Raw genomic sequence first — 25,845 nt, 5'->3', positions numbered from 1 at the left:
CCGTCTGTCTGCATCACGAATGAGAGGTATTATGGGATGATACAGACAGGAAAAATCACAGCATTATATGCGAGATTTTCTCATGATGAAGGCAATTCGGGGCATGACAGCAATAGCATTGCCAATCAGAAAGAACTTCTTGCAGAATATGCAAATACACATGGCTTTATAAACCATCAGTTTTACACAGACGATGGCTATTCCGGTACAAACTTTGAAAGACCAGCATTTCAAAAAATGATGACAGATGTTGAGAATGGTCTGATTGGTACAATTATCGTTAAGGATATGTCACGTTTGGGAAGAAATTATCTGATGGTGGGACAGTATACAGAGATTATTTTTCCGGAATACAATGTTCGATTTGTGGCAATTAGCGATAATGTGGATTCCGCAGAGGGACTAAGTGACCTTATACCGTTCAGCAATCTTATCAACGAATGGTATGCAAAGGATATTTCCAAGAAAATGAGGGCGATGATTACTCAAAAGGGCAACTCTGGCAGACGACTTTGCAGCAGAGCAATCTACGGGTATATGAAATCACCTGAAGACAAAGAAAAATGGATAATAGACGAGTATGCTGCTTCTGTTGTTAGGCGAATTTATGAGCTTTATATAAGCGGAAATGGTGTGTCAAGAATAGCAAACATTCTTCGGGATGAAAAAATCCAGCGACCGTTTGTCTACCTTTATCAAAAAGAATCTGATACGCCATATGAATGGACAGGTGCAACTATAACCGTGATTATTACAAATCGTGAATATTGCGGTGACACAGTGAATTTCAAGACACATAAGCCTTCTTATAAAAGCAAGAAAATCATAAAAAATCCGCCGGAACTGCAACGTGTTTTTTTAGATACTCACCCAGCTATCATTGACAGAGTGATATTTGAAAAGGCACAAAACCGATATGCTAAAAGATGCAGAAAAAAGAAAAGTAAAACAAAAGATACGCTTTTCACTGGATATGTATACTGCAAAGATTGCAAATCCAGATTTCATGTATTTAGGCATAAAGCTCGTGGCAACATGATTGTAAGTTATGAGTGTTCTGGTTATAGAAAGCAGCAAAAAAAATGCACCTATCATCGTATTGATGAAGATGCACTAAAGCAATGTGTATTGCAGAAAATCAAACTTATGTGGTACGAAGCCAAGAGTGATATTCGGTCATTTAAAGCCAAAGTAAGAAAAAGGCTGAATGCCGATGAAACAGCATCCAGAAGCAAAATCCAATCAGAAATAGGTGCTGCACAAACTCGAATTGCTGAGATTGATAAGTATGTACAGGGTTTGTTTGAAGCAAAAGTTCGTAACGAAATTGATTCAGATATTTTCGGAAGTTTATCAAAAACATACACTGAAGAAAAGGCTGAACTGAATGCAAAAATTGCAGACCTGATTTTACAGGAAAATAGTGCAAAAGATGCATATCAGAAAATCAATAGATTGTATGAAGCAATTGAAAAATACGACAGCATTACAGAGCTTACTCCCGAAGTCTTATCTGATTTTGTTGACCGTATTGAAGTTGGCGAACATTTGAAAGGCACAAAGGAACAGAAAATTGACGTGTTTTTTGTAGGTGTTGGACTTATGGACACGTTATGAAATCGTGTTCCCCATGCGAATTACAACTAGTACTAATATATTCATTCAATTTTACAAACATTATATCAATTACAGAGTAATCGCAATTCTCTTATCAATCGGTTTTAATGTAACCCACAGCCACATTTTTTCTTGATTCATATTTGACCATTGCTTAGTTGAAAACATATTTTCATATAGATTATATGCAATCTTCACTGTCGCATTGGAATTTTTATTTACACCACATCCCCAAGCAGCATCATAGTTATTTTCAAAAAAGGGATTGATGCATGCAGTTACCTCATTATCATAAAAAGCATACCAGTTTGTTCCGATAACAGGAAGTCCATAAAAGTTCATTCCATCTTTGTAGTCACCACAATTTGAAACCGTCAATGTCAGTTCCAAATAACGTTCTGAAAGATACTGAAAATCCCCGACGTTCTTTCCCAATTCTTCCAGATAGTCTTTCGCATCAACAATGCGTGCTGCTTCTAATACAATAGAATACCCTGGTGCTTCATAACCACCATATGACATACAATCGTCAAATTCTACAACGTCATACATGGTATAAACTTCTTCCTGATAAATACCGTGAACTGCAAATGTCCCATTTAATGTGTAATAGCGGATACACCATATCACTGCACACGCAATTGCGATTGCCCCAATTATTCGCTTTTTCATTCTGAGTTTGCCTCCGCCTGCATAATTTTTTCGTTTGTAATTTTGCCATGTTCAATCGTATATATTACATCGCATACATCTTCCAAAATTTCTTGATCGTGACATGTTATAATAACAAGTGCACTCCGTTCTTTTTCTTCGGCAATAATCTTTTTTGTTATTTCCACGCCGTTTGCATCTAGCGCATTGGTCGGTTCATCTAGAATCACCAAATCCGGCATCTCCATAATGGCGGAAGCGATTCCAAGCCGCTGTTTCATACCAAGCGAATATTTGCGGTACTTCTTTTTGTCCTTTGGATCCAGACCAACGCGAGTGATTGATTTCATTATCATATCATCTGAAATTTTTCCTTGAATGGATGCAAGTAACTTCAAATTATCAAAACCAGTCATTCCGCCTAGAAACGCTGGATTTTCAATGAGAATTCCCATATTCTCAGGAAAATCAATGTCTTTTCCCAACATTTTTCCGTCGTATACAATTTCTCCATAAGATGGATGGATCAATCCTGCAATCAGTCTCATCAGCATCGTTTTTCCGCATCCATTATATCCACAAAGACCGTATACCATCCCACTGCTTAACGTCAGATCTACATGATCAACTACGGTATTTCCTCTGATTTTTTTCGTTACATTCTTCAATGTGATTGTCATGTCAAACCTCATTCCTTATCAGGCAATATATCATATTTTTTGAAATATAATGTGCCTATTAATATCGAAGCCATTATCAAGATCAGACAAATTGCAAGTTCAATTGATATATGGTACCCGTCTTCAAAAAAATAATCACTGAAAGTGATCATTCCACAACGAGAAAATGCCAGTGGAATATCCGTTAGAATACCTAATATCAAAATACCTACTATAAGTAAATATCCATACATTGGCTTTATAAATAGACAGAGTATCATTTGTATCATATTGAAAGTGCAAATAACCAACATAGGTGAAAACAGCATCCATAATTCTTGAAATATGTTCAGTTCTGATATCCCTGTAAATGTATATATAACACTTCTATCTGCAATAATATTGAGTAATTCTGTGCTTCCAGAAAGCGTCAAATCGTATCCATTGATGATGCTGAAAACAATAGCCGTCAACAGAAAAATGATATAGAAGTAAATTCCGGAAGATAAACACCAGAAGCATTTTGAGATCCACCATCTGCTTCGTTTTCTGGTTCTTGAAAGAACCTGTATTCCAAACTGTGTCAGATCATTATGCATATAATCAAATCCGATAAATATGGCAAAAATAAAAATAGCAATCCAGAAGTATGGCAGTTCAATTTTAAGATTGGGATCTGGATTTTTTGTAATTGGGTCACAGCCGTGAAAGATTTCTGCCCAAAGCGCCAAAAAAGTCGGTCTGCTATGGACATCATAATATAATTGATAGGAATTTATACTCATATGTGCATACATACATTCAAATATACAAATAAATGGAACTATCGTATATCGCTTATTCTTAAAAATACCTTCCCGTATATCGCATAACCATAACTTAAAGACACTCATATTTTCTTCCTCGTAAAATGTAAATAAACGTGGATATCATGATAATCAGAGCGATACATAGCAGAATATGTTCCGGAAACGATGTCGTCATAGGAGCTGCATACAACATATCCGTCCAAACAAGACCAATTGATGTTCCTTTTATGGTAATTGTATATCTTTGCATAACGTATAATGCAAGTATTTGCTCTGCTGTAAATACAAGAAACGGAACAATGCTTGAGATCACATATTTTTTTATCAGCATGCCAGCTGCCATACTGATACAACTCATCGCCCCGCCCCATAGGAAAGCAATCCCGAACCATATCAGCATAAACAAATATGGATTCTGATAAAATATTTCAGAACAGAAATGAAACGGATCCATGCTGGATGCCAAATCCCCCGGAATGGGAGTATATGCCGGAGAAAATATGGCAAGCAATACATAATCCAAAATCAATGCACCAGCAAAAATTATTCCGCCGCTAATAAAGGTCACCAGAAATTTGGCTGTAAAATATTTTTTGCGGCTGGTTCTCGTGATAATCTGAGAAATATAACCGGAGTTTCGGTCATAACTAACACTCCAGCTATATGCAAACGCAGTTAACAGCGGAAGTGCTATAAAGAAATAAACCCCGGCATTCATTCCACGATTAACACCAAGCCATTTGTAAAAAATACTGGTATCCACATCGATTCCTTGCAAATATAGTAGAAACCACGCTACAACATCTGCAATAATCATCAAAGAGGCTGCTATTGCAGAAATCAAAAATGTTTTACTGTGAATCATACGATTCCATTCAAATTTGAAAATATTCTTCATTTCACACCTCAGCTTAGATTCAGTGCAATAATTGTACCATATTCCGGAGTCGCTGCTGTATTAAATGTTACTTCTTTCAAATCAATTTCCCGCAAATCAACAAGATATCCGGCATCCATTTCTGTACTTTCTCCTGGTTCGAGATGAAAAGCACTGGGATGTGCACTGCATTCTCCCATTTTACTGAAATACATAAGCGGGCCATAAGAACACCCTCCAAGAGCATCCACTCTGAAATCATATTTATCATATTTTTCTGGTTCTTCTGCATAATCACGTGAAATTGCATCAACATTTTCAATCGTAATATGCAGCATTACAAGTACATAATTATCTGTAAATGTATTTTCTGCTGCATTCCAATTGATTCCATCCGCAAATTCGCCTGAAAACATATCATCAAGCTGAAGCCCAGCATCCTGTGCCGTTTTAAAGGCTTCTGCTTTATTAATAGTCCAATAAATCGTACCACTTCCGCCGTTCATTACAAGATTTTCTGCGAAAAGCTTATCTCCGATCGCAGCCCTTTCCGGTATACCAGCCTCAGATCCTGTATCTTCACGATTTTCTGTTGCAGAACTTTCATCCGATCCTACATTTGCACGATTTTCTATGCTAGAACTTTCATCAGAAATTTTTTCAACCTGCACTTCACTTAGAGAACAAGCACTCATTAACAAAAATGAAGGGACAAAAATCACACTTAATAATTTTTTCAAAGATACCGTTCCTTTCAAAAGTATAATATTTTATATATTATTTTTATGGATAGATATATGAAATGCCAGACAGAATGAATTATTCCATCTGACATATCATTAATTGTTAATAAAAGCCAATTGTATCTACTGCATCTACCGATCTACTTAACCTGCGACGATTACGCCGCTTTCATAAGAATAATCAGGACTCCATTTACCAGTAATGGTGGAGGAGTTATACTGATTCGTTGAGCAGAATTTAAGTCCCGCACAAGAATAACCACTCTCATTGATTGTGTTTTTAATCTGATAGCGGTGACCTACAGAAACAGTGACGGAAGTAGTCAGGGAACCATATGCATTGCAAGTACGGTTTTTTCCAGAGGCAGACCATCTTGTATCTGTGAGTCCCCAGGTTTGAACTGATACATTGTAAGTCGATTTTGTGACGTTAAGATATACGCTTGTGTCAGTAGATTTTACTCTAACACCATTTTGAGAAAGAGGCAACGGATTGAAGGTTCCTGCTGCACTCGGCGGTGCAATAAAGTTAGTGATATTAGTGTCAGTATAATCTGCATTCGCACTCATACCACCAATTGCAGAAGTTGTCATCGTTGCTGCAACCATCACAGCCGCAACAATTCTCTTAAACTTGGCCATTTTAATCTCCTTTCTAGTCGGCTGATTTTATATTTAAATCAGCAGTGAATATTCGTATGTATTTCTCAAAGAAGTCACCTTTCTACGCCCTAACCCAAGATCTTGTACGTACATATTCAGAGCAAAAAGAATGATAACCTCAATGTGAAATCTGAAATTACTCTGCTTTACTTCTTCAGATTCTGCAGAGCCTTCGGTTCTTTCGGCTGGTGGTAGCCAAAAGCAGATGCTGAATTGCAACCAATTTTAGCAGATTTCATGCCAATGGCAGCAATCACTTTAAGAATAGATTTTTTATTCATTTTCTCTTTTCCCTCCTTTCCTAGACTTTGTTACAAACATAGAAAATGCAACTGCAAAAAGAGTCGTGTCAATTAGTATGCTGTAACTAGAGCCAAACTTTATTTTCAGTACACATGATATTACAACCAGCATAATTACCATTGTCGTACCAAGAATATGCAATATTTTTTTCTGATTCACAGATAGAGGCTTATTTTCACTTTCAACAGGAGCATAATGAGCAGTCACTAAAATTGAAAATATGATACTACAAATGTGCAATTCTTCAAACTGCTCTAATGGCATAAAGCGAAAAATCCATAAAACAATGGTTGTTACAATTGCAAATGTAAGATTACACTGCCAGTATGTCTTTGCGTGATATCCGCCACATACGGAACGAAGCAACACAAATAAAATAAAGTATACCATTGCTGCTGTCAAACAGTGAAATAAAATTCCAGATGTGATTGTAATTAAAATAGTAAGGACTGATGAAATAAAAATTTCAAATCCATACTGATATACTGAGGTGCTTTGAATATCTATCACTTTATTTCGGATTAAAGCATCAACAATACAAGATGCCATGTTAGAAATCACTCATGTTTCGCCTCCGTTTGATTTCTTGCACTTAGTATAGCATTTTCGCACAAATTCGTCAATAAAAACGGCATAAGTGGTCAAGAAACGGCACAAGTGGTTTTTATATGACAAAAATCAGCATCATAATTTGTATATTTTGTCGAAATCGTACTTCAAACTTGAAAAAAAGCTTTTCATTTGCTATAATAAGCAAGGGTGAAAATGATGCGATTTGCGATAGTAGATGATGAGCCAGATGTTCCAGAACAAATTGCGGAAATGCTAAAAAATTACGTGCCAGATATTCAAATAGAAACAAACTGTTTCCATCAGCCATCTGAATTTTTGGAGATGTATTACAATTGTAATTATGATGCTGTATTTTTAGATATTGATATGCCGGCAATCAACGGATTTGATTTGTCGCAACAAATTTATGAGAAAAACAACAGCATTCCCATTGTGTATATCACCAGCCGAGATGACTTGATTATACATGCTTTTCGGTACAAACCTTTAGGTTTTGTCCGAAAGCAGTTTATTGCGTCGGAACTGCCATATGCACTGACAACGATTTTAAAAGAAATCAACCAAAAAAGTCCTTCTATCACTATCACAGAAACGAGATTTGCAGGTGGCAGAACGTATTGCATACAGATTGAAGAAATTACATTTCTGGAATCGGAAAAACACAATGTGAAGATACAACTTCTAACTGGAGAAAGCTATACAGTACGAGAAGCTTTGTCCTATTATCTCAACTTACCGGAATTTAAAGACTTTGTTCTAATCAATTCTGGAACCATGGTCAATCTTGCACATATCAAATTGGTCAGCGATACGATTTCCTTGAAAAATGGTACCATTTTGTATGTTAGCAGAAGGAAATTGCAATCTGTTTTAGATGCCTATTTGAAGTACATAGGGAGAGTTTTGATATGATGTACACAATCTCAGAATACATGGCAACGGCAATTGACAGCATTGTTCTCATATGCTTTTTAGCATATACACTTTCTTTCAAGAAACCAAAACAGAAATTAAACATTGTAACTTCCATTGCCTTTATGTTGCTTTTCTTTTCCTGTGTAACAATATTCAACAATATTACTATTGCAGAGGGTATATACGCAGCATTCTATTTTTTGATATTTTTTATGTATTGCAGGATTTCCTTAAAAGGAAAATGGTGGCAGCAACTTCTGCTGGTTACAATAGAACTGGCAGTATTATTTTTAGTAAACGCTGTGATTACAATTATATCTGCATCCATCTTGAAAAGTGATTATTCCAGTGTACTTCTTATGAGGAATCCGGTAAGAGTCTTCCTGCTGTTTTTATCAAAAATTTCTTTGATTGGATTACTTTTCCCTATCATAAACGGTATTCGAAAACAAAAAATTGTACTCCACTTGTTACAAGCATCGGTTTTCATTATTTTCATGATACTTACTGTAATTATCGGGATCATCATTGAAAAAATTATCCTCGACAACTTGATTCCGATGCAGTATGTATTCGTAATCATGGGCTGTATTTCCGTAATTGCAGTTCTTTTGTTATTTATACTTATTCAATTTTCCATACAGAACCAGAATAAATTGAAACAAATCGTATTGCAAACTCGACTGCATGACAATGAAGTAAAAATGCAAGAGGCAGTTCAGTGGAACCAATCCATGAAAGCTTTGCAGCATGATCTGAACAATCATATTGCTGTCATTGCCAGCTATATCGAAAAGGGCAATTCAGACAAGGCATTGGCATACATGAAAAAAATATCCGGGAAATTAGAAGAATGTCCGAATTATACAGATACAAACAGCCAGATTCTTAATGCAATACTAGATCTCAAGCGGGTCGTATGTAAAAACGAAAATATTTCTTTGAAATGCTATATCCAAAATGATTTGCCAAAGTTTGATGATGTGACATTCAGTACAATTTTCGGGAATCTCATGGATAATGCAATTGAGGCAGAAAGGAAAGAAGATCAGAAGGAAATCCGGCTTGCGATTGAAAGCCTTGGAACATATTTGCATATTACGATCCAAAATAGAATCCAAAATCCAGTTCTCATAAACGGCAGCATGCCAAAAACTAAAAAAAGCGATAAAACGAATCATGGGCTTGGAATTTACAGTATTCACGAGGCAATTGCCCAAAGCAATGGAGTCATTCATTTTTATGAAAAAGAGGGCTGGTTTCTTGCTGATGTTTTAATACCTGTGTAAATGCCATTTCACAAATTGTTTTGTCTGAATTTTTTAGCAAATAAATGGGCAGATTTTACGAAGAAATCTACATTTCATAGAAACAAAATGCCATGCTGAGAAAATGTGCTTTCCCAGCATGGCATTTTTTATGGTTCTAATTTTGATTTTACAACAAAAAAACGATAGCCTCGACCTACCGTTTTATTTTACCCTATCGTTTTTTTGTTGTTTCAGAAACGCAAACAGCCTGCCGGGAAAACGCTCCACAGCAGGCTGTTTTTGCTTGATAAAGCCGAAAAAGTCACGCATTTTCGGCGTTTTTCCAAAAAGAAAGCACTGCACAATTGTATCATTTGTGCAGTGCGGTTATGGTTGCGGGAGCCAGATTTGAACTGACGACCTTCGGGTTATGAGCCCGACGAGCTACCGAGCTGCTCCATCCCGCGATATTTACTGTCTCCTCATGGCGACTAGTATAGTATACCACAGTTTCCGCCGAATGTCAATCAGATTCCTCAAAAACAATGTTTTTTTAAGTTACGAGAACTTTTTTATTAGATAAGAAAGTGATATACGCAAATCAATGCAACTAAAAGCGATTTCCGCTCACTATTTCGATACACCAGCCCCGCCACTGCCCCCTACCGCACATTTCGAGCACAAACAAAAAAGAGCACCCATGCCGTCCCGCACAGGTGCTCCGGAATCCATACGATTCTATTCCATCACGTTTTACTTCTGCCGCATTGCACGAGTGGCGTTCAGGATGGCGATCACAGAAACGCCAACATCTGCGAACACCGCCCAGCCGATGCCGGCCAGACCGCAGGCACCCAGCACCAGAATCACTGCCTTCACGCCCAAGGCGAACACAATGTTTTCCCGTGCCAGACGCATGGTCTTCCTGGCAACTCGCACGGCAAACGCCAGCTTCGAGGGCTTATCGTCCAGAATGACCAGATCGGCAGCGGCAATCGCTGCGTCCGAGCCAAGACCGCCCATGGCAACGCCCACATCAGACTGTGCCAGCACCGGCGCATCGTTCATGCCGTCACCCACAAAGACCAGTGTTCTGCCGCTGGACAGCTTCTCCCGATACTGCTGCATATAGGAAACCTTGTCTGCCGGTAGGCACTTTGCGTGCACCTCATCCAGCTGCAGTGCCTCACCCACAGCCTTTGCCGTCGATTCGCTGTCACCGGTCAGCATTGCCAGACAATCGATGCCGGAACGGCGCAGTTCCCGCACTGCCTCGGCGGAATCCGGCTTGACGGCATCGGCAATGAGCAGATAGCCGGCATACACGCCATCCACAGCAACATGCACTGCCGTGCCCGTCTGCCGGGGCACCAGCGGTTCCAGCCCGGCCTCCTGCAAATACGCTGCATTACCGGCGAGCACTTCCTTTCCGTCCACCAGCGCCGAAACACCATGGCCGGCGGATTCCTGGATGTCCTGCACACGAGAGGTGTCCAGTTCCTTTCCGTATGCCTCACGCAGTGACTGCCCGATGGGGTGGTTGGAAGCGGACTCTGCCAGTGCTGCCAGCTCCAGCTGCTCCGCCTCGGAGATGCCCACGGCGTTCTGCTGGGTCACATGGAACTTGCCCTCTGTCAGTGTGCCGGTCTTATCCATGACCACAATTTCCGCATGGGAGAGTGCCTCCAGATAGTTGCTGCCCTTGACCAAAACGCCCTGTTTGGAGGCGCAGCCAATGCCGCCGAAAAAGCTGAGGGGAACGGAAATGACCAGTGCACACGGGCAGGAGATAATCAGGAATGTCAGTGCACGATAGATCCACTCGCTCCACGCCTGACCGGTAATCAGCGGGGGAAGCACTGCCAGAATCACCGCAGCGATGACCACACAGGGGGTATAGTAGCGTGCAAACTTGGTGATAAACTGCTCGGTCTTTGCCTTGCTGGAGGCGGAACTCTCCACCATCTCCATAATTTTTGCTGCTGTGGACTCCGAAGCCGGTTTCGTCACAGTCAGCTCAATGGCACCGCTCAGGTTCACGCAGCCGCTGAACACCTCGTCGCCCTCTTTGACAGATGCCGGCATGGATTCTCCGGTGAGTGCAGCGGTATCCAGTGTGGTGTGTCCCTGAAATACCACGGCATCCAGCGGGATCTTCTCGCCGGCACGCACCAGAATGTGTTCGCCGACTTCTACCTCGTCCACCAGAACGGTTTCCGGCTTTCCGTTCCGCAGCACTGTTGCCTCATCCGGACAGAGATCCAGCAGATCCGAAACCGCCTGCCGGGAACGGCCCACCGCCATCTGTTCAAACCACGTTCCGATCTGGTAGAACAGAATGACCTCCACTGCTTCGGGATATTCTCCGATGGCAAACGCCGCCACGGATGCCACTGCCATCAGGAAATTCTCATCGAAAATCTGACCATGTGCGATGTTCCGACCGGCTTTATAGATGACATCCCATCCCGCCTCCGCATAAACAGCGAGAAAGAGAATCAGTTCCCCCCACCATGGCAGATCGACCACATGCTTTATCACCACGGCCACAGCAAACAGCACCGCACCCGCAATGATCTTCACCAATAAGTTTCGCTGTCTTTTTGTCATACAGATTCCTCCTCGCCTGTTATGCTGCAAAAAAAGACAAAGCGCCCGTTCCGCATTCTCTTACAATACGGAACAGACGCTCCTCTGCTCCGTTCTTTACCTGACGATCAGATCGCAGTCCGGCTCTACCCGATGGATGCACTTCTGCACTTCCTTGAGCACCTTCGGCAGGTCTGCTTCCTCTGCCTCCAGCGTCAGCTTCTGGGTCATGAAGCTAACAGTAGCAGACTGCACGCCATCCAGCTTCTGAATGGCAGCCTCCATTTTTGCAGCGCAGTTTGCGCAGTCCAGATTCTCCAAACGATATACCTTTTTCATCACAATTCCTCCTGATACTCTCATATGAACGATTGTTCATATGTTCATTATACGAAATATCCGGCGGAATGTCAAGCGTTTTTCGGAAGAAAATAATGATTTTCCCAAAAACAAATTTTCCAAAGAAAATTCGGAGGAAAGCAGAAAAAAAGAACGCATTCCGTCCGGAATACGTTCTTCTCTCAAATCTATGGCAAAAGAAATAGAATCCAGTGATTAGGGCTGATAATCGCCCCGCACCAGTGCGCCCTCCGAGTGGTAGACCGAGAGCAGCGCATCGTTGCTGGTGTACTCGCCCAGATACGGCGCATACCACAATCCGAAGAACGACCACACCGCATTGTCACGGAACATGGCGTTCATGTCGGGAACGGTACTGCACTCGCTGAGCGCCAGAAGTTTTCCGCCGGTCATATTCCGCAGCGCCACATACTGTTCGTACCGGCTGCCGTACGCCTCCGTCTTGTCCTTGACATAGACATCCAGCGAGGCGATATCGTACTGGGATTTGTCCACCTGATAGCTGCTGCTCTGTCCGTTCCAGATCCAGAGGAGGTTGTTCAGCTGGTGGTACTCCGTCATACGGGTGTACATCAGTTCCCACAGCCAGCGGTAGGCATCCGCACCGGAAGCCCCCCACCAGAACCAGTCGCCGCCCGCCTCCATAAGCGGCCGCCACAGTACAGGCACATCCGCATCCGCCAGCTTTTTCAGCTGTTCCGAAACGGCGTCGATGTCCTGAATCATGGCATAGCAGCCCTCGCTGATCTCGCCGGACGCTGCCATCTGCGAAAGCTGGGCATCTGTCGCCGTCGCAATGTCCTTGTCTGTCACGGCAGCGGAGAGATCGAACGTGGTGTCCTTGGCGTAGATGGAGGCGTTTCCGGCAGGCGCATTCCAGTACCATGAGAGTCCCGCAATACCGCCCTCCTGCGCCCATGCAAGACTGTCCTCCACGGCGGTCGCCTGCGCAGCGTTTCCGCCGTTGCGGGAGTAGTTCTGCATATCAGCAAACCGGATGAGAGGATATGCGCCGGTCACCTGATAGATCTGTTCCAGCTCCCTGTTGGTGCTGTCCGAGACGTACTGTCCGGTGACGATCTTTCTGCCATAGCTGTCTGCGAGAAATTTCAGCAGCGCTTTGGCAGATGCCGAGGCGTGGGGATTCACCGGTGTCTGTGAAATAGCAGCGTCCTCATCGTACAGGCTGGTGTTGTTCACCAGTTCCACGCAGTCGATATCCACAATTCCGCTCACCGGCTCAATTTCCAGCTTGCATTTGCCCTTGGAGAGGAAGATGCCCTGTACCGTTGCACGGACAAAGTTCTCGTTCTCCTCGGCTTTCAGGGTGTACACCGGCTCGCCGTTGGCGAGAATGCGGCAGGTGGACGGCGTATCCGCACCCAGCACCACAGTAATGTCATAGTGCTGCGTCGCCGGAATATCCGCCTCCAGCTCCAATGTGCTCCCGTTCTCCGCATTCAGTCCGCTGAGGTAGCCCGTTCCGGAATATCCCAGACGGGGTACGATGGACACGGAGCATCCCGTGGGAATGGAACCGTCCTCCGCCTCCAGGGTAATGTCCGCCTCCTCCCGTGTGATCTCCGGCACTTGCAGCGCCACGGATTCGTGGGAGGGCTGTTCGGCGGCCGTCGCCACGGGAACGAGCGGGGTCGTCTCCGTGGCAGCGATCAGTTCCGGCATGGTGTCCTGTTCAATTTTTGCACAGCCGGTGAGCAGCATTGCCGCTGCCGCTGCCACGCTGAAAATTCGCCATTTGTTCATGTTCTTTTCTCCTGTATTCAAAGGGAACGGTCACGCCCTGATGCGATAGGAACCCCCTGCCTCTGTGGGGAATGTGAGCAGTGTGCCGTCCACACGGGCATCCACCGAGCCGGCATCGCTGCTGACGCTGATGACCGTATTAGCACGGACTGTGCAGGGGTTGCCGCAGAGCGAGCGAATCGAAGCCGACTCCAGTTTCCCGCCGTGCCAGATGATGTCCACCTCAAAGCCGCCTCTTGCCCGCAGCCCGAAGATGCTGCCGTCCGGCCACGCCTCCGGCAGCGCCGGCAGAAGGTGAATCTCTCCGCAGTGGCTTTGCAGCAGGCATTCCGCAATGGCAGCCGTACCGCCGAAATTGCCGTCGATCTGGAACGGCGGATGGGAGTCCAGCAGGTTGGGATTGGTAGACCACGCCAGCAGCTGCTGCAAGTTCTCGTATGCCATACCGCTGTCCAGCAGACGTGCCCACATATTGATGATCCAGGCACGGCTCCAGCCCGTGTGTCCGCCGCCATGGATCAGCCGGCGAATCAGTGTGGCACGTGCTGCCTTGCCAAGCTCCGGCGTGTGGTTGGGCGAGATGAGGTCTGCCGGATAGAGAGCAAACAGATGGGAGATGTGGCGGTGGCCGATCTCCACTTCCTCATAATCCTTTGCCCACTCCTGAATCTGTCCGTACTTGCCGGTTTTCAGCGGCGGCAGTTTTTTCAGAAGTTCCGCCAGCTGTGCTGCAAATGCCTCGTCCCGTCCCAGCAGCTGACTGCTCCGGATCACATCACGGAACAGCACACGGAGAATCTCGGTGTCCATGGTCGGCCCGCTGCACAGGCTGCCCTTTGCGCCGCTCTCTGTTTGATAGGTATTCTCCGGCGAAACGGACGGACAGGTCACCAGTTCGCCGTTTTCATTTTCAATGAGGTAGTCCACGAAAAACAGAGCAGCCTCCCGCATCGCCTCATAGTGCTGGTCGAGGAACGCCAAATCCTGCGTAAACTCGTAGTGCTCGAAAATGTGCAGGCAGAGCCATGCTGCCCCCATGGGCCAGATGGTCGCCGGCATCCACAGATCCTGCGGAGCGGTGTCGCCCCAGATGTCGGTGTTGTGGTGGCAGACAAAGCCACGGCAGCCGTACATCGCCTGCGCCGTTTCGTGACCGGACGGGCGCATCCGCTCGATGAGGTCGAACAGCGGCAGGTGGCACTCCGACAGATTGCACACCTCCGCCGGCCAGTAGTTCATCTGGGTGTTGATATTGATGGTATAGCGGCAGCCCCACGCCGGCCACATGTCCTGATTCCAGATTCCCTGCAGGTTCATGGGCTGTGTTCCGGGACGGCTGGCGGAGAGCATGAGGTATCTGCCGTAATTAAAGTACAGCACTGCCAGCTTGCTGTCGTGGATCTGAAGCTTGCACTCCTTGTGGTCGCCCTCATCTCCGTGCAGCCGCTTCAGGCGCTCGTCTGTGGGCAGCGCACTGCCGCCCTCACTGTTGTCCGGCAGCGTAAAGCGCACCCGCCGGAACTTCTCCTGATAGTCCGAAAGATGGCGGTAAAGCAGTTCTTCATAGCTGCAATCCGCTGCATAAGAGGCATCCAGCTTTGCCGCATCTTCGTAGGACTCGCCGTGATAGAAGCTGGTTCCCACGCTCAGAAGCAGCGTTGCCTCATTGGCGTTGGCAATCACCAGCGAACCGCCCACCGTCCGGATGCTTCCGCCCTCTGCGGTGCCGGTGAGTGCAGCGGCAAAGAAAATGCCGTCCCGGCTTCCGGTGCCGCCGGTGTAGAGAATCATATTCTCATAGTCGGTGCAGGGTCGATTGTCGTCGTAGTAGTCATCCCGTCCGTCCAGACTGGCACGGAGGGAGATCATGCCGGGCTTGCTGGCTGCGATATGGATGACCAGCACCCGATCCGGCACCGACACGAACATCTCCCGCACATAGGTCACATCGTCTGCGGTGAAGCGCACCGTTGCCAGCGCCTCTTCCAGATCCAGCGCACGCTGGTACTGCTTTGCCTTGCCGGAAAATTTCATGTGCAGATTCAGATCGCCCAGCGGCATGTAGTGGCGGGAATTGGGCGTCACGCCCTGCATCTTCTGAAATGCGACGGTCTCCGCCTCCTGAATTTTCTCTTCCCGCAGCAGAGCACGGACTTCTTCCAGACCCTCCCGTGCGTCAGGATTGTTCCGGTTCCGCTTTCCGCCGGACCAGACAGAATCCTCGTTGAGTTTCAGCACTTCATCTGCTGTTCCGCCAAATACCATGGCACCGATTCTGCCGTTTCCGATCGGCAGTGCATGGTCAAAATCTTCTGCCGGCTTTGTATACCAAAGCATAGTTTCTGCATCCATTTGCGCTCCTCCGTTTCCCCTCGGCACATTTCCCTGCTCTGAAAGTTGTTCTCATCGTTACACAAAGAAAGCGCCGATGAAATCAGCGCTTCTCCTTATGACCAGACCTATAAGCCGAGTTCTGTCGTGTGTGATAATTTATCTAGCCTGCAAGTCGCCTCACAGTTCAAGCCGCCATTACGCCGCTGCCCACCGGACCGATGTTGCGGCAGTGCGTACCAATAGGCGTTGCATCGGATAAGGTTTACATAGCAGTGCAGTCTCCTGCACTCTGGTGCGCTCTTACCGCACCTTTCCACCCTTACCGTACCGAAGTACGGCGGTATCTCTCTGTTGCACTAGCTCTAGAGTCGCCTCCGGCTGCCGTTAGCAGCTATCCCGTCCTATGATGCTCGGACTTTCCTCATGGCAAACGCCACGCTATCACACAGCCTGCTCATAATGGTATTATTATAGCCGATTTTCTGCGGTTTGTCAAGAGCCAAACGCTGTCTGTTTTGCGGGAAATCCGTCTGATGCAGGAATTTTTCCGTCTTTTCTGAAAAACAGAGAAAGGATACGAAATTTTTGTGCAGAAATCCGGCAGCACAGGGAATTTTTTCTTCCGCGGAAAGCGGCGATGGATTTTCCCGAAAACCGCTGGTTTTTTCTTGACAAAAATAGGGGAACATAGTATAATAAAAAATAGCTGCTGTCATTTTTTTGCCGGCAGCAGAAACTTCTTTCACTGAGAAAGCTGCGGAAAAATTCCGCTTCGTGAAAAATAACTTAAATTTAGGAAAAGAGGCACTCGCTCATGTTACTCGACAAATACCTGCCACGTATCGATTTCGACAGCTATGAGGACTTCAAAGCCAACTACCGTGTCAACGTTCCGGCCGACTTCAACTTCGGATTTGACATTGTGGACGAATGGGCAAAACAGGAGCCGGAAAAGAAGGCTCTGGTCTGGTGCGACGATGAGGGCGGCGACCGCACCTTCACCTTCACCGACATCTCCCGCCTGTCCAATCAGGCAGCCAACTACTTCACAAGCCTTGGCATCCGGAAAGGCACTGTTGTGATGCTGATCCTGCGCCGCCGCTGGGAGTACTGGGTATGCGCTGTGGCACTGCACAAGATCGGCGCAATCCTGATCCCCGGCTCGCTGCAGCTGGCAAAGAAAGACCTGATCTACCGTGGAAACAGCGCAAAGATCCACACCATGATCTGCGTAGATGACAGCTATGTCATCGAACAGGTTGACCATGCGCAGCCGTCCGTTCCCAGCATCCAGCACAAGATCATCGTAGGCAAGAGCCGTGAGGGCTGGCGCAATTTCCACGAGGAAGTTGCCGCATTTCCGGAAACCTTTGCACGCCCTACCGGCGACGCTGCCACCAAGGTAAGCGACACCATGATCGTCTACTTCACTTCCGGCACCACCGGCGACCCGAAGATGGTGCAGCACGATTTCTCCCACCCGCTGGGACACATCGTCACCGCAAAGTACTGGCAGCAGGTACAGGAGAACAAGCTCCACATGAGCGTTTCCGATTCCGGCTGGGCAAAGTTCGGCTGGGGCAAAATCTACGGCCAGTGGATCTGCGGTGCTGTGATCTTCGCCTATGACATGGCAAAGTTCGTCCCCACTCATCTGCTCCAGAAAATGCAGGACTACAAGCTCACCACATTCTGCGCACCGCCCACCATGTACCGCTTTATGCTGCAGGAGGACGTGGCATCCTATGATCTGTCCAGCATCCAGAATTTCTCCACCGCCGGCGAGCCGCTGAACCCCGAGGTATTCTACCAGTGGCAGAAGCTGACCGGCAAGGAGATTCGGGAGGGCTTCGGTCAGACCGAGGGCACCGTTCTGCTGGCAAACTTCCCGTGGATCACGCCCAAGCCCGGCTCTACCGGCAAGCCCTCTCCGCTGTACAACATTACCCTGTTGCAGGACGACGGCACACCGGCTCCGGACGGCGAGCACGGTGCGCTGGTAATGCAGAACCTGAAAAAAGCATGGCCCACCGGTCTGTTTGTGGGATACTACCAGAACCCCGAAATGACACGGGAGATTCTGGGCAGCGGCAGCTACTGCCCCCACGATGTGTTCGAACGTGACAAGGACGGCTACTATTGGTTCGTAGGACGCAATGACGATGTTATCAAGTGCTCCGGCTACCGCATCGGCCCGTTCGAGGTAGAAAGCGCTCTCATCGAGCATCCGGCAGTCGTTGAATGCGCCATCACTGCTGCACCGGATCCCATCCGTGGACAGGTTGTCAAGGCAACCGTTGTTCTGGCAAAGGGCTATACCCCCAGTCCGGAGCTGACCAAGGAACTGCAAAACCACGTAAAGCACACCACAGCCCCCTACAAGTACCCCCGTATCATCGAGTACGTGGACGAGCTGCCGAAAACACTGGGCGGCAAGATCAAGCGTGCGCAGATCCGCAAGGCAGACGAGACTGCGCAGAACTGAGAACCCGTTTCCATATAAATATGATATTCGAGCACCGTACAGCATCTGCTGTGCGGTGCTTTTTGCGACTTCTTCTCATATCATTATAGAAAGTTTACTAGTTTTACCTCTGATTTGTTGCTTTTTCTGTTGAGAAGTGCTATAATAGATGTGAAAGGGCTTTTTTAGGGCTTCGGCTCTCTACATACTGACAAGCATGCGGGGATATATCATGCTTGTTGAAGGAGGATGGTTTATATGAAACGACAGCTCAAATATATCTGCTGTGTCGTTCTCACAATTTGTTTATTTTGCACCGCATTTTCCCCGCTTTCTTTCACAGCTTCTGCTGCGCTGAATGCAGATTCCGCCGATCTCTCCGGCTATCCGGAGAAGGTCGCATCCCTGGTGAACGAGTTCCGCTCGGAAAACGGGCTGAAACCGCTCAAGCTGGCGCCAGTCATGCTGAAAGCATCTGCCATTCGGGCAGAGGAACAGCGCACACTCTACGGACATATCCGCCCATCCGGAAAGGGCTGGAGTACGATTTTGGACGATGTGGGACTGAACAGCAACTGCTACGCCGGCGAGAATGTCGCCGCAGGATACGAAACCCCAGACGAAGTCATGGAGGGCTGGAAAAACTCTCCGGGGCACCGTGCCGCCATGCTAGGCGAACACTACCAGTACATCGGAGTGGGGGTTATCTATGTGGAAAATGATCCGGAATACTACTTCTATTATTGGCAAATGTTGCTGATCTCTTCGGACACGCCGCTGAACGGCGCACGATATCCCGCATCCTACGAGAGCATTACCACGCCGCCTGTGACGCTAAACACCACAGCGGCAACGACGGTCACAACCACAACGACCACAACCGCAACGACCGCCACAACAACGCTCATTAAAACCGCCGACAAGCTCATCAGGGGCGACGCCGACCGGGACGGAAAAATCACCATGAACGATGCTGCGCTGGTGCTGCAATACTATTCCAAGCACGCCTCCGGCGACACGTCTTTCCGGCTTTGCAGCGATGCCTCGCTGGAATCAGCACTGCTGAAAATGGCGGATGTCAACAGTGACGGCGACATCACGTTGAACGATGCGTTTGCAATTCTCCAATACAATTCCCTCACCTCTGTCGGCAGCACGCCGGACTGGAACAGTCTTTCATAAAACCAAAGAAACGGTTTGTACGCTCCTGTACAAACCGTTTTTTCGTTCACTGCAATGGCAGCAGGATGGTGATTTCCGTACCCTTTCCCAGTTCGCTGCGCAGGGAAATGGTGCCGTTGTGATAATCCACGATGTGCTTCACAATGGACAGCCCCAATCCCGTTCCGCCACGCTGTTTCGAGCGGCTCTTATCCACCCGATAGAATCGTTCGAAGATACGGCTCTGGGCGTTGATGGGAATGCCGATGCCGTTGTCCGCCACGACGATTTTCGCCTGATGCTCCAATTTTTCGATAGATACCCGCACCATGCCGCCGGGGTTGTTGTACTTGATGGCGTTGTCGATGAGGTTGATGAACAGCTCCCGCATGTACCCGTCGTTGCTGTTGAGGATCAGGCAGTCCCCTTTCAGCTCCACATGGATGTCGTTCTGCTGCACCCGTGCCTCCAGAATCTGGAGGGCATCCTGTGCCGCGGTGCGAAGCTCCACCGGTGTCCGGAGTTCCTCCGTGTGTTCCTCGATCTCGGAGAGCCGGATGATATCGTTGATGAGGAAGAGCAGCCGCTCGCTCTCCCGCTCGATCATAGAGCCGTATTTCAGCACGTCCTCTTTCCTGGTGATCATGCCGCTCCCGAACATCTCGCCGAAGCCCTTGATGGTGGTCAGGGGGGTTTTCAGCTCATGGGACACATTGGCGGTAAACTCCTGCCGCATCTTCTCCGCTTTAACGCTGTAGGTCACATCCACCAGCAGCACGATCGTTCCGAAAATACCGCCCATCTCCACCCGATGGATATAGGCACGGATGTACTTTTCCTCCAGCTTCAGCAGGTGGCGCACCGGCGGATTCTGTCCGGTCTTGGACTGGCGCAGCGCCTGTAGGAAGTCCTGATTGTCCGTCAGGATAAAGATGGACTTGTTCTCCCACTCGCCGTCCGCAATGCGCAGCTGCGCCACCGCCGTGCGGTTCGCCAGCTGGATCTTGTCGGAGTCATCCAGAATCAGGATGCCCTCCACCATGTGTTCCTGAATCAATCCGATGATGTCCCGTTCATGACAGAGTTCCCGCCGGATCGCCGTCAGTTCCTGCTTTTCCCGTTTCAGCGCCTTGTGATCGGTTCGCTGCTGCTTTTGCATTTTGTCCCGCATCCGCAGAAGCAGCACCAGCAAAACCAGATCTGCCGCCACTGCCGCAAACAGCAGCAGCCAAAGAATCCATCCCATCTGCATCATCCTCCGATCTTATACCCGTATCCGCGCACCGTTCCGATGAGATTCCGGCATTCTGCTGCCTCCAGCTTCTGCCGCAGCGTCTTGATGTGAGCATCCACAGTACGGGTTTCGCCCTCGTACTGAAAGCCCCACACCTCCTCCAACAGCCGGTCACGGGAAACCGCTGTCCCCCGATTCCGCATGAGATACGCCAGCAGCTCGAACTCCTTATAGGTCAGGACGATTTCCGTGCTTTCATAAGACGCTGTCCGGCGATCCAGATCCAGCAGCAGTCCCTGACAGGAGAGCTGTCCCTGCTTTTGCGCCGTCTTTCCGCCGCTCCGCCGGAGCACCGCTTTCACACGGGACAGCAACTCCATAATACCGAAGGGCTTTGTGATATAGTCGTCTGCGCCGTTTTCCAGACTGGTCACCTTGTCGATCTCTGTGGACTTGGCGGAGAGCATAATGACCGGCAGCACCGCCGTATCCTCCTCCGCCTTAAGCCGCTTCAGAATCGCATTGCCGTCCAAATCGGGCAGCATGATGTCCAGCAGCACCAGCGAGGGCAGCTCCTTTTGCAGCCGGTGAAAAAAATCCCTGCCGTTTGGAAATCCCTCCACAGTGTACCCGCCGGATTGCAGCGCACAGGTAATCAGCTCCCGTATCCCATTGTCATCCTCCACGCAATAAATCAGCGCCACGACTCGTTCTCCTTTTCCCCCGATTTCTTCTCCCGCAGGATCTGCCGGCGCATGGCATCCACCGCCACGGCAATGGCATTGGTCATATCATCCGCCGCATGTGCGCTGTCCCGCACGACCTGCTCCCGCTCCTGATTCCAGATCATCTGGAGCACGGTGGCGCAGCGCACATGGCGCACTGCTGCCGTAATGAACAGCGCCGCCGACTCCATCTCGGAGGCAAGAGCGCCGCCCTCTTTCCACGCCTGCCAGTTGTCCAGCAGCTTCTGCCGCACCGGCATGGTCTGAGGCGAGTGCTGCCCATAGAACGAATCCTTGCACTGCACCACGCCGGTTCGATACCGGCAGCCACGTTCCGCAGCAGAAGCCGTCAGACTGCACAGCAGGTCAAAGTCCGGCACTGCCGGAAACTCCAGCGGCAGATACTCCCGTGTTGTCCCCTCCATGCGGATGGCGCCGGTGGGGAGGATCAGCGTTCCCGGGATCAGCTCCGGCTGCATCCCGCCGCAAGTGCCGATCCGTATCATGGTATGCGCACCGAGGGCAACGCATTCCTCCATGGCGATGACCGCAGACGGCCCGCCGATTCCCGTGGAGATCACGCTCACCGGCACACCCTCCAGCGCTCCGGTATACGTGGTAAACTCCCGCTTCTGCGCCACTTTTCGGCTGTGTTCCAGATGCGCTGCGATCTCCGGCACACGATCCGGGTCACCGGTGAGCAGCACATACTTTCCGATCTCTCCGGCTGCACAATTGATATGAAATTGCCGATCTTCCATTTTTTCTGCCTCCTCATCTTCCAAAACCGTTGTTTTTCCCGCATTTTCCGCCATTATCTTGACAATTCCCCGAAATTCTGCTATGATATTGGTAATTGAAAACTCGTACTATGGAGGAACGTTTCATGCAGCAGTCCCCGTTTCCAAAGCAGTCCCCGAAACCGCCTCATCATCGGGACACTACCGCTCTGATTTTCGGCATTGTCTCCCTCTTGTTTTTCCGCTTTCCGATTCTTCCGGTGGGCATGGGAATTGCCGCCGTCATTTTTGCCAGGAAGTCGAAAACGGACTCCCGCAGCAACCATGGCATCGCCCTCAGCGGCGCCATTACCGGCACGGTGGGCATCTGCCTCGGCAGCATCAGCACCATTTACTGGGGATACTGTCTGGTTTCCCTTTTGATTCTGCTGTATCACCGCACAGAGATGGTTCCCCACGAGCCGGAATTCCCCGGCTTCCACGAATACAACGGACAGCCGGCTTGCCTGCGCTACTGGCTGCAGCAAATCTTTTAAAAGCATACGCAGACGCTGATGCACACAGGTTTTTAGAACCCGTCTTCACAAGCGTATACAAGTGTCTTTTCGGCAAATTTTGCTGCATCCTGCGTGAAAAATACTTGCCGGGCGACAGCCCGCCTGCGTATTTTTGCCTTGTCTGCAACAAAATTATGCTCGAAAATCCACATATATTTCTTGTGAAGACAGGTTCTTAATCCTGATCTTCCGGCGGCTGCATCGATTCCTCCGGAGGCGGCATGACCACAGCAAGTCCGCCATCCGGATTTTCTTCTGCCTGTTTGCGGCGGACAGGGTCGATCCAGAACTGCACTGCCTTCTGGTTGTTCACGATCCGGTTCACCCGTTCCGTTCCGCCATATTCCCCGTCGATGGTCCACGAAACCGGCTCCTCGTCCAGATTGGTGACCTTGAGTTTAGACGTGCGGAAGTAGTGGAGATAGGGCTTCGCCGGCCCGATCTGAATCTTGGAGAACGCTGCCACAAGCTGCTGGAACTGCGCCAGACTGGAGGGCTTGTGAATCAGCGTTACCTCAAACAATCCGTCATCCCAGCGCACCTCCGACAGTGCCAGAAAGCGTGCCACGGAGGAGGAGTTGGTGACCATGCCGTACAGAAATTCGTCCTCGATGACACCGCCGTCATACTCGATGCGCATCCGGCAGGCTCGGATACGGGAGAGCTTGGAGAGTCCGTTCAGGATATAGGCGGCGTGCCCCAGCACGTTTTTGAACTGCTGCGAAGTCTGGTAGGAAATTTCCGTAAATGCGCCGAATGCTGCCACATAGGTGAAATACTTGTCGTTGAATCCGCCGATGTCACAGGGCAGTGCCTCGCCGTGAATGATGCAGTCCACCGCCTCCTCCGGATCCGTGGGAATGCCCAAGCCTCGAGCGAAATCATTGGTGGAGCCAAAGGGAATGTACCCGATGGGGCACTGGTTTTCGCTAAGCATATAGCCCTGTATCACTTCATTCAGCGTTCCGTCTCCGCCGGAGCACACCAGGATGTCGTACAATCCGCTGTCGCAGACCTGCTTCGCCTGCGCAATGGCATCGCCACGCTCCTGCGTGGGATGAACCGTCACCTCAAATCCCGCTGCCGTAAAGCGGTCGATCATCATCGCCAGATGAGAACCGATGGAGGCTCTTCCGGAATGCAGGTTGCAAATAAAGTAAATCTTTTTCAAAAAAGTCGCCGTCCTTTCTTCTGCGTGCGCCCGACGGGAACACGCCTGCTCTGAAATCGTTTCACGGAATAGATACAGTTAGTATATCATAATCAGCGGGAAAATGCAAGCGGCGGAAACCTGCCGAACTGCTGATGCACTGCTCAAGATTCCGATAAAAATGCTGAGAACTGCCGAAACGCCGTGGGCAGAGAGAACTCCTGTGCGATCTCCTCCGCCGTCCGCCAGACAAATCCCTCTGCCGGTGTCTGACAGGTCATCAGCACGCCTTTCATCTTCCACTCCACATGGGTGAAAATATGACTGCGCTCCGTAGTTCGCACCACCTCCACCGGCTGGCAGCCCCACGCCGCCGCCTGTGCCACAGCAGCGTCCGTCTCTAAAATTCCGGCCGCATTGGGATACTCCCACAGTCCGGAAAGCAAGCCCTTTTCCTGCCGTTTCCGCACGGCATATTTGCCATCGCAGCAGAGCAGAAATACGGTATACGACTCCTTCCGGCGTGCCTTCTTTTCAATGCGCTGGGGCAGCCGGAGAACATCGCCGTTGCGACGGGCCATACAAAGCGATGCCAGCGGACAGACATCGCACAGAGGCTTTCCGTTGGGCAGACAGACTGTTGCGCCGATCTCCATGAGCGCCTGTGTCAGCGTCCCGCAGTGCCCCGCCTGGTACACCTCGGTCAGCACCTGCGTCACCGCCGCCTTTTGTTCCGGCCGGTCGATCTCACAGAACGTGTCCGTCACACGTGCCGTCACACGCAGGACATTCCCGTCCACTGCCGGTGTCGGCAGGTCAAAGCAAATGGAACAGATAGCGCCGGCGGTATAATCCCCCACGCCGGGGAGTGCCCGCACCTCTTTCCACGTGCGGGGAAACTGTCCCTGATACTGCTCCGCCAGCTGTACCGCAGCCCGCCGGAGGTTCGCTGCACGGCTGTAGTAGCCCAGCCCCTCCCAGCACTTGTTGACCTGCTCCTGCGACGATTCCGCCAGTGCCTGTACCGTGGGAAACTGCGCCAGAAACCGCTGGTAGTAGCCTTTCACCGCCTCCACACGGGTCTGCTGCAACATGATCTCCGACAGCCAGACCCGATACGGCTCCCGATTCTGCCGCCAGGGCAGTTCCCGTGCATGGCCGGGATACCACGCCAGCAGCGGCGGCGCAATGGCACGCAGCACCTGTTCCTGACGCTGGGCACAGCGGCGCATCCGCTCCGCCAGCTTCTCATAAATGGGAATCATCTGCGGTTCCCGGCACAGCTCCCGCAGCTGCGCCATGGGAATCCAGCGCACCGCCTGATTCTCGTCCGGCTTCACCCGAAGCTTTTCCTTTTTGCTGGCGATGAGTCCATAGGTGATGTTATAATGCACATGCGCCGGCACGGAAACGCCGTGCTTCCGATGGGCTTTCACGGGCAGGACATCCACCGAGAGAATCTCGCCGGACTGGGCATAGGGCTTCCGGATTCCGGTCTCCTCCTTTGCCTCCCGCACTGCCACCGCCAGAAAGTCATTGACGCCGTCGGCGTGACCGCCCGTCCACGCAAAGGAATCGTAGATGTTGTGGTACACCATCAGCACCTCGGAGAGCGTCGGATCCATCACGAAACCGGAACAGGTGATGTGCCCGTTTTGACGCTCCCGATACAGCACACGGCTGCCGTCCTGCCGCACGGCCTGCAGC

Annotated in this window: 23 protein-coding genes, 1 tRNA gene and 1 other RNA gene; 6 read left to right on the top strand and 19 right to left on the bottom strand. The window is 49.1% G+C overall.

All coding sequences use genetic code 11. The annotated features are described in order from the left end of the window. Positions 1–36 precede the first annotated feature (36 nt). The gene (locus QZL66_RS11650) at positions 37–1,617 is read left to right on the top strand and encodes a recombinase family protein (protein WP_022411890.1); all 1,581 of its coding nucleotides are present in this window, start codon (positions 37–39) and stop codon (positions 1,615–1,617) included. A gap of 69 nt (positions 1,618–1,686) precedes the next feature. On the opposite strand, the gene QZL66_RS11645 is transcribed toward QZL66_RS11650, so the two are convergent. From QZL66_RS11645 to QZL66_RS11610, 8 genes are all read right to left on the bottom strand, one after another. Beyond that, positions 1,687–2,289, bottom strand: a complete 603-nt coding sequence (locus QZL66_RS11645; protein ID WP_022411889.1) for a hypothetical protein — start codon at positions 2,287–2,289, stop codon at positions 1,687–1,689. After that, positions 2,286–2,948, bottom strand: a complete 663-nt coding sequence (locus QZL66_RS11640; protein WP_022411888.1) for an ABC transporter ATP-binding protein — start codon at positions 2,946–2,948, stop codon at positions 2,286–2,288. The genes QZL66_RS11645 and QZL66_RS11640 overlap by 4 nt, the downstream gene beginning before the upstream one ends. An 8-nt stretch (positions 2,949–2,956) precedes the next feature. Beyond that, positions 2,957–3,820 carry a hypothetical protein gene (locus QZL66_RS11635; protein ID WP_022411887.1) on the bottom strand — a complete coding sequence of 288 codons (864 nt, stop codon included), beginning with the start codon at positions 3,818–3,820 and terminating at the stop codon, positions 2,957–2,959. After that, positions 3,807–4,634 carry an ABC transporter permease gene (locus QZL66_RS11630; protein WP_022411886.1) on the bottom strand — a complete coding sequence of 276 codons (828 nt, stop codon included), beginning with the start codon at positions 4,632–4,634 and terminating at the stop codon, positions 3,807–3,809. The genes QZL66_RS11635 and QZL66_RS11630 overlap by 14 nt, the downstream gene beginning before the upstream one ends. Positions 4,635–4,642: 8 nt before the next feature. Then, positions 4,643–5,353 (bottom strand): hypothetical protein, encoded by a 711-nt coding sequence (locus QZL66_RS11625; RefSeq protein WP_022411885.1) that lies wholly within the window; start codon positions 5,351–5,353, stop codon positions 4,643–4,645. Positions 5,354–5,500: 147 nt separating this feature from the next. After that, on the bottom strand, positions 5,501–5,998 hold the full coding sequence (locus QZL66_RS11620; protein WP_022411884.1) for a DUF2712 domain-containing protein: 498 nt from the start codon (positions 5,996–5,998) through the stop codon (positions 5,501–5,503). Between the two features lie 167 nt (positions 5,999–6,165). Further along, complete coding sequence (locus QZL66_RS11615) at positions 6,166–6,300, bottom strand: cyclic lactone autoinducer peptide (RefSeq protein WP_022411883.1); 135 nt, start codon at positions 6,298–6,300, stop codon at positions 6,166–6,168. Next, complete coding sequence (locus QZL66_RS11610; RefSeq protein ID WP_293615207.1) at positions 6,293–6,871, bottom strand: accessory gene regulator ArgB-like protein; 579 nt, start codon at positions 6,869–6,871, stop codon at positions 6,293–6,295. Before QZL66_RS11610 ends, QZL66_RS11615 begins: the two co-directional genes overlap by 8 nt. A 216-nt stretch (positions 6,872–7,087) precedes the next feature. Between QZL66_RS11610 and QZL66_RS11605 the strand changes: the two genes are divergently transcribed. Next, positions 7,088–7,807 carry a LytR/AlgR family response regulator transcription factor gene (locus QZL66_RS11605; protein WP_293615205.1) on the top strand — a complete coding sequence of 240 codons (720 nt, stop codon included), beginning with the start codon at positions 7,088–7,090 and terminating at the stop codon, positions 7,805–7,807. Further along, a complete protein-coding gene (locus QZL66_RS11600) occupies positions 7,804–9,099 on the top strand; it encodes a sensor histidine kinase (RefSeq protein WP_022411880.1) in 1,296 nt (431 codons plus the stop codon). The genes QZL66_RS11605 and QZL66_RS11600 overlap by 4 nt, the downstream gene beginning before the upstream one ends. Positions 9,100–9,450: 351 nt before the next feature. On the opposite strand, the gene QZL66_RS11595 is transcribed toward QZL66_RS11600, so the two are convergent. From QZL66_RS11595 to rnpB, 6 genes are all read right to left on the bottom strand, one after another. Continuing rightward, a tRNA-Met gene (locus tag QZL66_RS11595) sits at positions 9,451–9,527 on the bottom strand. 286 nt (positions 9,528–9,813) lie between these two features. After that, on the bottom strand, positions 9,814–11,670 hold the full coding sequence (locus tag QZL66_RS11590; protein ID WP_022411879.1) for a heavy metal translocating P-type ATPase: 1,857 nt from the start codon (positions 11,668–11,670) through the stop codon (positions 9,814–9,816). A gap of 96 nt (positions 11,671–11,766) precedes the next feature. Beyond that, positions 11,767–11,988 (bottom strand): cation transporter, encoded by a 222-nt coding sequence (locus QZL66_RS11585; protein ID WP_022411878.1) that lies wholly within the window; start codon positions 11,986–11,988, stop codon positions 11,767–11,769. Positions 11,989–12,204: 216 nt separating this feature from the next. Then, on the bottom strand, positions 12,205–13,773 hold the full coding sequence (locus tag QZL66_RS11580; RefSeq protein WP_022411877.1) for a glycosyl hydrolase: 1,569 nt from the start codon (positions 13,771–13,773) through the stop codon (positions 12,205–12,207). 30 nt (positions 13,774–13,803) lie between these two features. Continuing rightward, positions 13,804–16,125, bottom strand: a complete 2,322-nt coding sequence (locus QZL66_RS11575; protein WP_022411876.1) for a glycoside hydrolase family 95 protein — start codon at positions 16,123–16,125, stop codon at positions 13,804–13,806. Between the two features lie 94 nt (positions 16,126–16,219). Then, positions 16,220–16,564: RNase P RNA component class A (gene rnpB / locus QZL66_RS11570), an RNA gene on the bottom strand. A 357-nt stretch (positions 16,565–16,921) separates the two neighbouring features. Between rnpB and QZL66_RS11565 the strand changes: the two genes are divergently transcribed. Together QZL66_RS11565 and QZL66_RS11560 are read left to right on the top strand one after the other, a co-directional pair. Then, the gene (locus QZL66_RS11565; RefSeq protein WP_022411875.1) at positions 16,922–18,592 is read left to right on the top strand and encodes an AMP-binding protein; all 1,671 of its coding nucleotides are present in this window, start codon (positions 16,922–16,924) and stop codon (positions 18,590–18,592) included. Between the two features lie 237 nt (positions 18,593–18,829). Continuing rightward, a complete protein-coding gene (locus QZL66_RS11560) occupies positions 18,830–19,753 on the top strand; it encodes a CAP domain-containing protein (protein ID WP_022411874.1) in 924 nt (307 codons plus the stop codon). Between the two features lie 46 nt (positions 19,754–19,799). On the opposite strand, the gene QZL66_RS11555 is transcribed toward QZL66_RS11560, so the two are convergent. From QZL66_RS11555 to udp, 3 genes are read right to left on the bottom strand one after another with little or no spacing between them, the layout of a single operon-like run. After that, positions 19,800–20,978: a sensor histidine kinase gene (locus QZL66_RS11555; RefSeq protein WP_022411873.1), complete on the bottom strand. Its 1,179-nt coding sequence runs from the start codon at positions 20,976–20,978 to the stop codon at positions 19,800–19,802. A 5-nt stretch (positions 20,979–20,983) separates the two neighbouring features. Next, positions 20,984–21,670: a response regulator transcription factor gene (locus QZL66_RS11550; protein ID WP_022411872.1), complete on the bottom strand. Its 687-nt coding sequence runs from the start codon at positions 21,668–21,670 to the stop codon at positions 20,984–20,986. Beyond that, positions 21,661–22,452 (bottom strand): uridine phosphorylase, encoded by a 792-nt coding sequence (gene udp, locus QZL66_RS11545; RefSeq protein ID WP_022411871.1) that lies wholly within the window; start codon positions 22,450–22,452, stop codon positions 21,661–21,663. The genes QZL66_RS11550 and udp overlap by 10 nt, the downstream gene beginning before the upstream one ends. A 125-nt stretch (positions 22,453–22,577) precedes the next feature. Between udp and QZL66_RS11540 the strand changes: the two genes are divergently transcribed. After that, positions 22,578–22,967 carry a DUF4190 domain-containing protein gene (locus tag QZL66_RS11540; protein ID WP_022411870.1) on the top strand — a complete coding sequence of 130 codons (390 nt, stop codon included), beginning with the start codon at positions 22,578–22,580 and terminating at the stop codon, positions 22,965–22,967. A gap of 196 nt (positions 22,968–23,163) precedes the next feature. On the opposite strand, the gene QZL66_RS11535 is transcribed toward QZL66_RS11540, so the two are convergent. Together QZL66_RS11535 and mutY are read right to left on the bottom strand one after the other, a co-directional pair. Next, positions 23,164–24,159: a diacylglycerol/lipid kinase family protein gene (locus QZL66_RS11535; protein WP_022411869.1), complete on the bottom strand. Its 996-nt coding sequence runs from the start codon at positions 24,157–24,159 to the stop codon at positions 23,164–23,166. Positions 24,160–24,302: 143 nt separating this feature from the next. After that, positions 24,303–25,845, bottom strand: a 1,543-nt coding sequence (gene mutY, locus QZL66_RS11530; protein WP_293615193.1) for an A/G-specific adenine glycosylase, incomplete at its 5' end; no start/stop codon positions are given.

It is taken from the genome of Ruminococcus sp. CAG:330 (genome assembly GCF_000437175.1).
Classification (GTDB): domain Bacteria; phylum Bacillota; class Clostridia; order Oscillospirales; family Ruminococcaceae; genus Ruminococcus_C.
Note: the sequence above shows the minus strand (reverse complement) of the source record. Positions and strands in the feature narration are given on the sequence as shown.

What these genes read in the sequence shown, in the direction of transcription:
- QZL66_RS11565 (WP_022411875.1), top strand. Translation starts at nt 16,922, where the DNA reads ATGTTACTCGACAAATACCTGCCACGTATCGATTTCGACAGCTATGAG.
- QZL66_RS11540 (WP_022411870.1), top strand. Translation starts at nt 22,578, where the DNA reads ATGCAGCAGTCCCCGTTTCCAAAGCAGTCCCCGAAACCGCCTCATCAT.
- QZL66_RS11610 (WP_293615207.1), bottom strand. Translation starts at nt 6,871, where the DNA reads ATGGCATCTTGTATTGTTGATGCTTTAATCCGAAATAAAGTGATAGAT.
- QZL66_RS11580 (WP_022411877.1), bottom strand. Translation starts at nt 13,773, where the DNA reads ATGAACAAATGGCGAATTTTCAGCGTGGCAGCGGCAGCGGCAATGCTG.
- QZL66_RS11585 (WP_022411878.1), bottom strand. Translation starts at nt 11,988, where the DNA reads ATGAAAAAGGTATATCGTTTGGAGAATCTGGACTGCGCAAACTGCGCT.
- QZL66_RS11575 (WP_022411876.1), bottom strand. Translation starts at nt 16,125, where the DNA reads ATGGATGCAGAAACTATGCTTTGGTATACAAAGCCGGCAGAAGATTTT.
- QZL66_RS11605 (WP_293615205.1), top strand. Translation starts at nt 7,088, where the DNA reads ATGATGCGATTTGCGATAGTAGATGATGAGCCAGATGTTCCAGAACAA.
- QZL66_RS11555 (WP_022411873.1), bottom strand. Translation starts at nt 20,978, where the DNA reads ATGGGATGGATTCTTTGGCTGCTGCTGTTTGCGGCAGTGGCGGCAGAT.
- QZL66_RS11650 (WP_022411890.1), top strand. Translation starts at nt 37, where the DNA reads ATGATACAGACAGGAAAAATCACAGCATTATATGCGAGATTTTCTCAT.
- QZL66_RS11590 (WP_022411879.1), bottom strand. Translation starts at nt 11,670, where the DNA reads ATGACAAAAAGACAGCGAAACTTATTGGTGAAGATCATTGCGGGTGCG.
- QZL66_RS11635 (WP_022411887.1), bottom strand. Translation starts at nt 3,820, where the DNA reads ATGAGTGTCTTTAAGTTATGGTTATGCGATATACGGGAAGGTATTTTT.
- QZL66_RS11600 (WP_022411880.1), top strand. Translation starts at nt 7,804, where the DNA reads ATGATGTACACAATCTCAGAATACATGGCAACGGCAATTGACAGCATT.
- QZL66_RS11640 (WP_022411888.1), bottom strand. Translation starts at nt 2,948, where the DNA reads ATGACAATCACATTGAAGAATGTAACGAAAAAAATCAGAGGAAATACC.
- QZL66_RS11560 (WP_022411874.1), top strand. Translation starts at nt 18,830, where the DNA reads ATGAAACGACAGCTCAAATATATCTGCTGTGTCGTTCTCACAATTTGT.
- QZL66_RS11645 (WP_022411889.1), bottom strand. Translation starts at nt 2,289, where the DNA reads ATGAAAAAGCGAATAATTGGGGCAATCGCAATTGCGTGTGCAGTGATA.
- QZL66_RS11630 (WP_022411886.1), bottom strand. Translation starts at nt 4,634, where the DNA reads ATGAAGAATATTTTCAAATTTGAATGGAATCGTATGATTCACAGTAAA.
- QZL66_RS11615 (WP_022411883.1), bottom strand. Translation starts at nt 6,300, where the DNA reads ATGAATAAAAAATCTATTCTTAAAGTGATTGCTGCCATTGGCATGAAA.
- QZL66_RS11620 (WP_022411884.1), bottom strand. Translation starts at nt 5,998, where the DNA reads ATGGCCAAGTTTAAGAGAATTGTTGCGGCTGTGATGGTTGCAGCAACG.
- udp (WP_022411871.1), bottom strand. Translation starts at nt 22,452, where the DNA reads ATGGAAGATCGGCAATTTCATATCAATTGTGCAGCCGGAGAGATCGGA.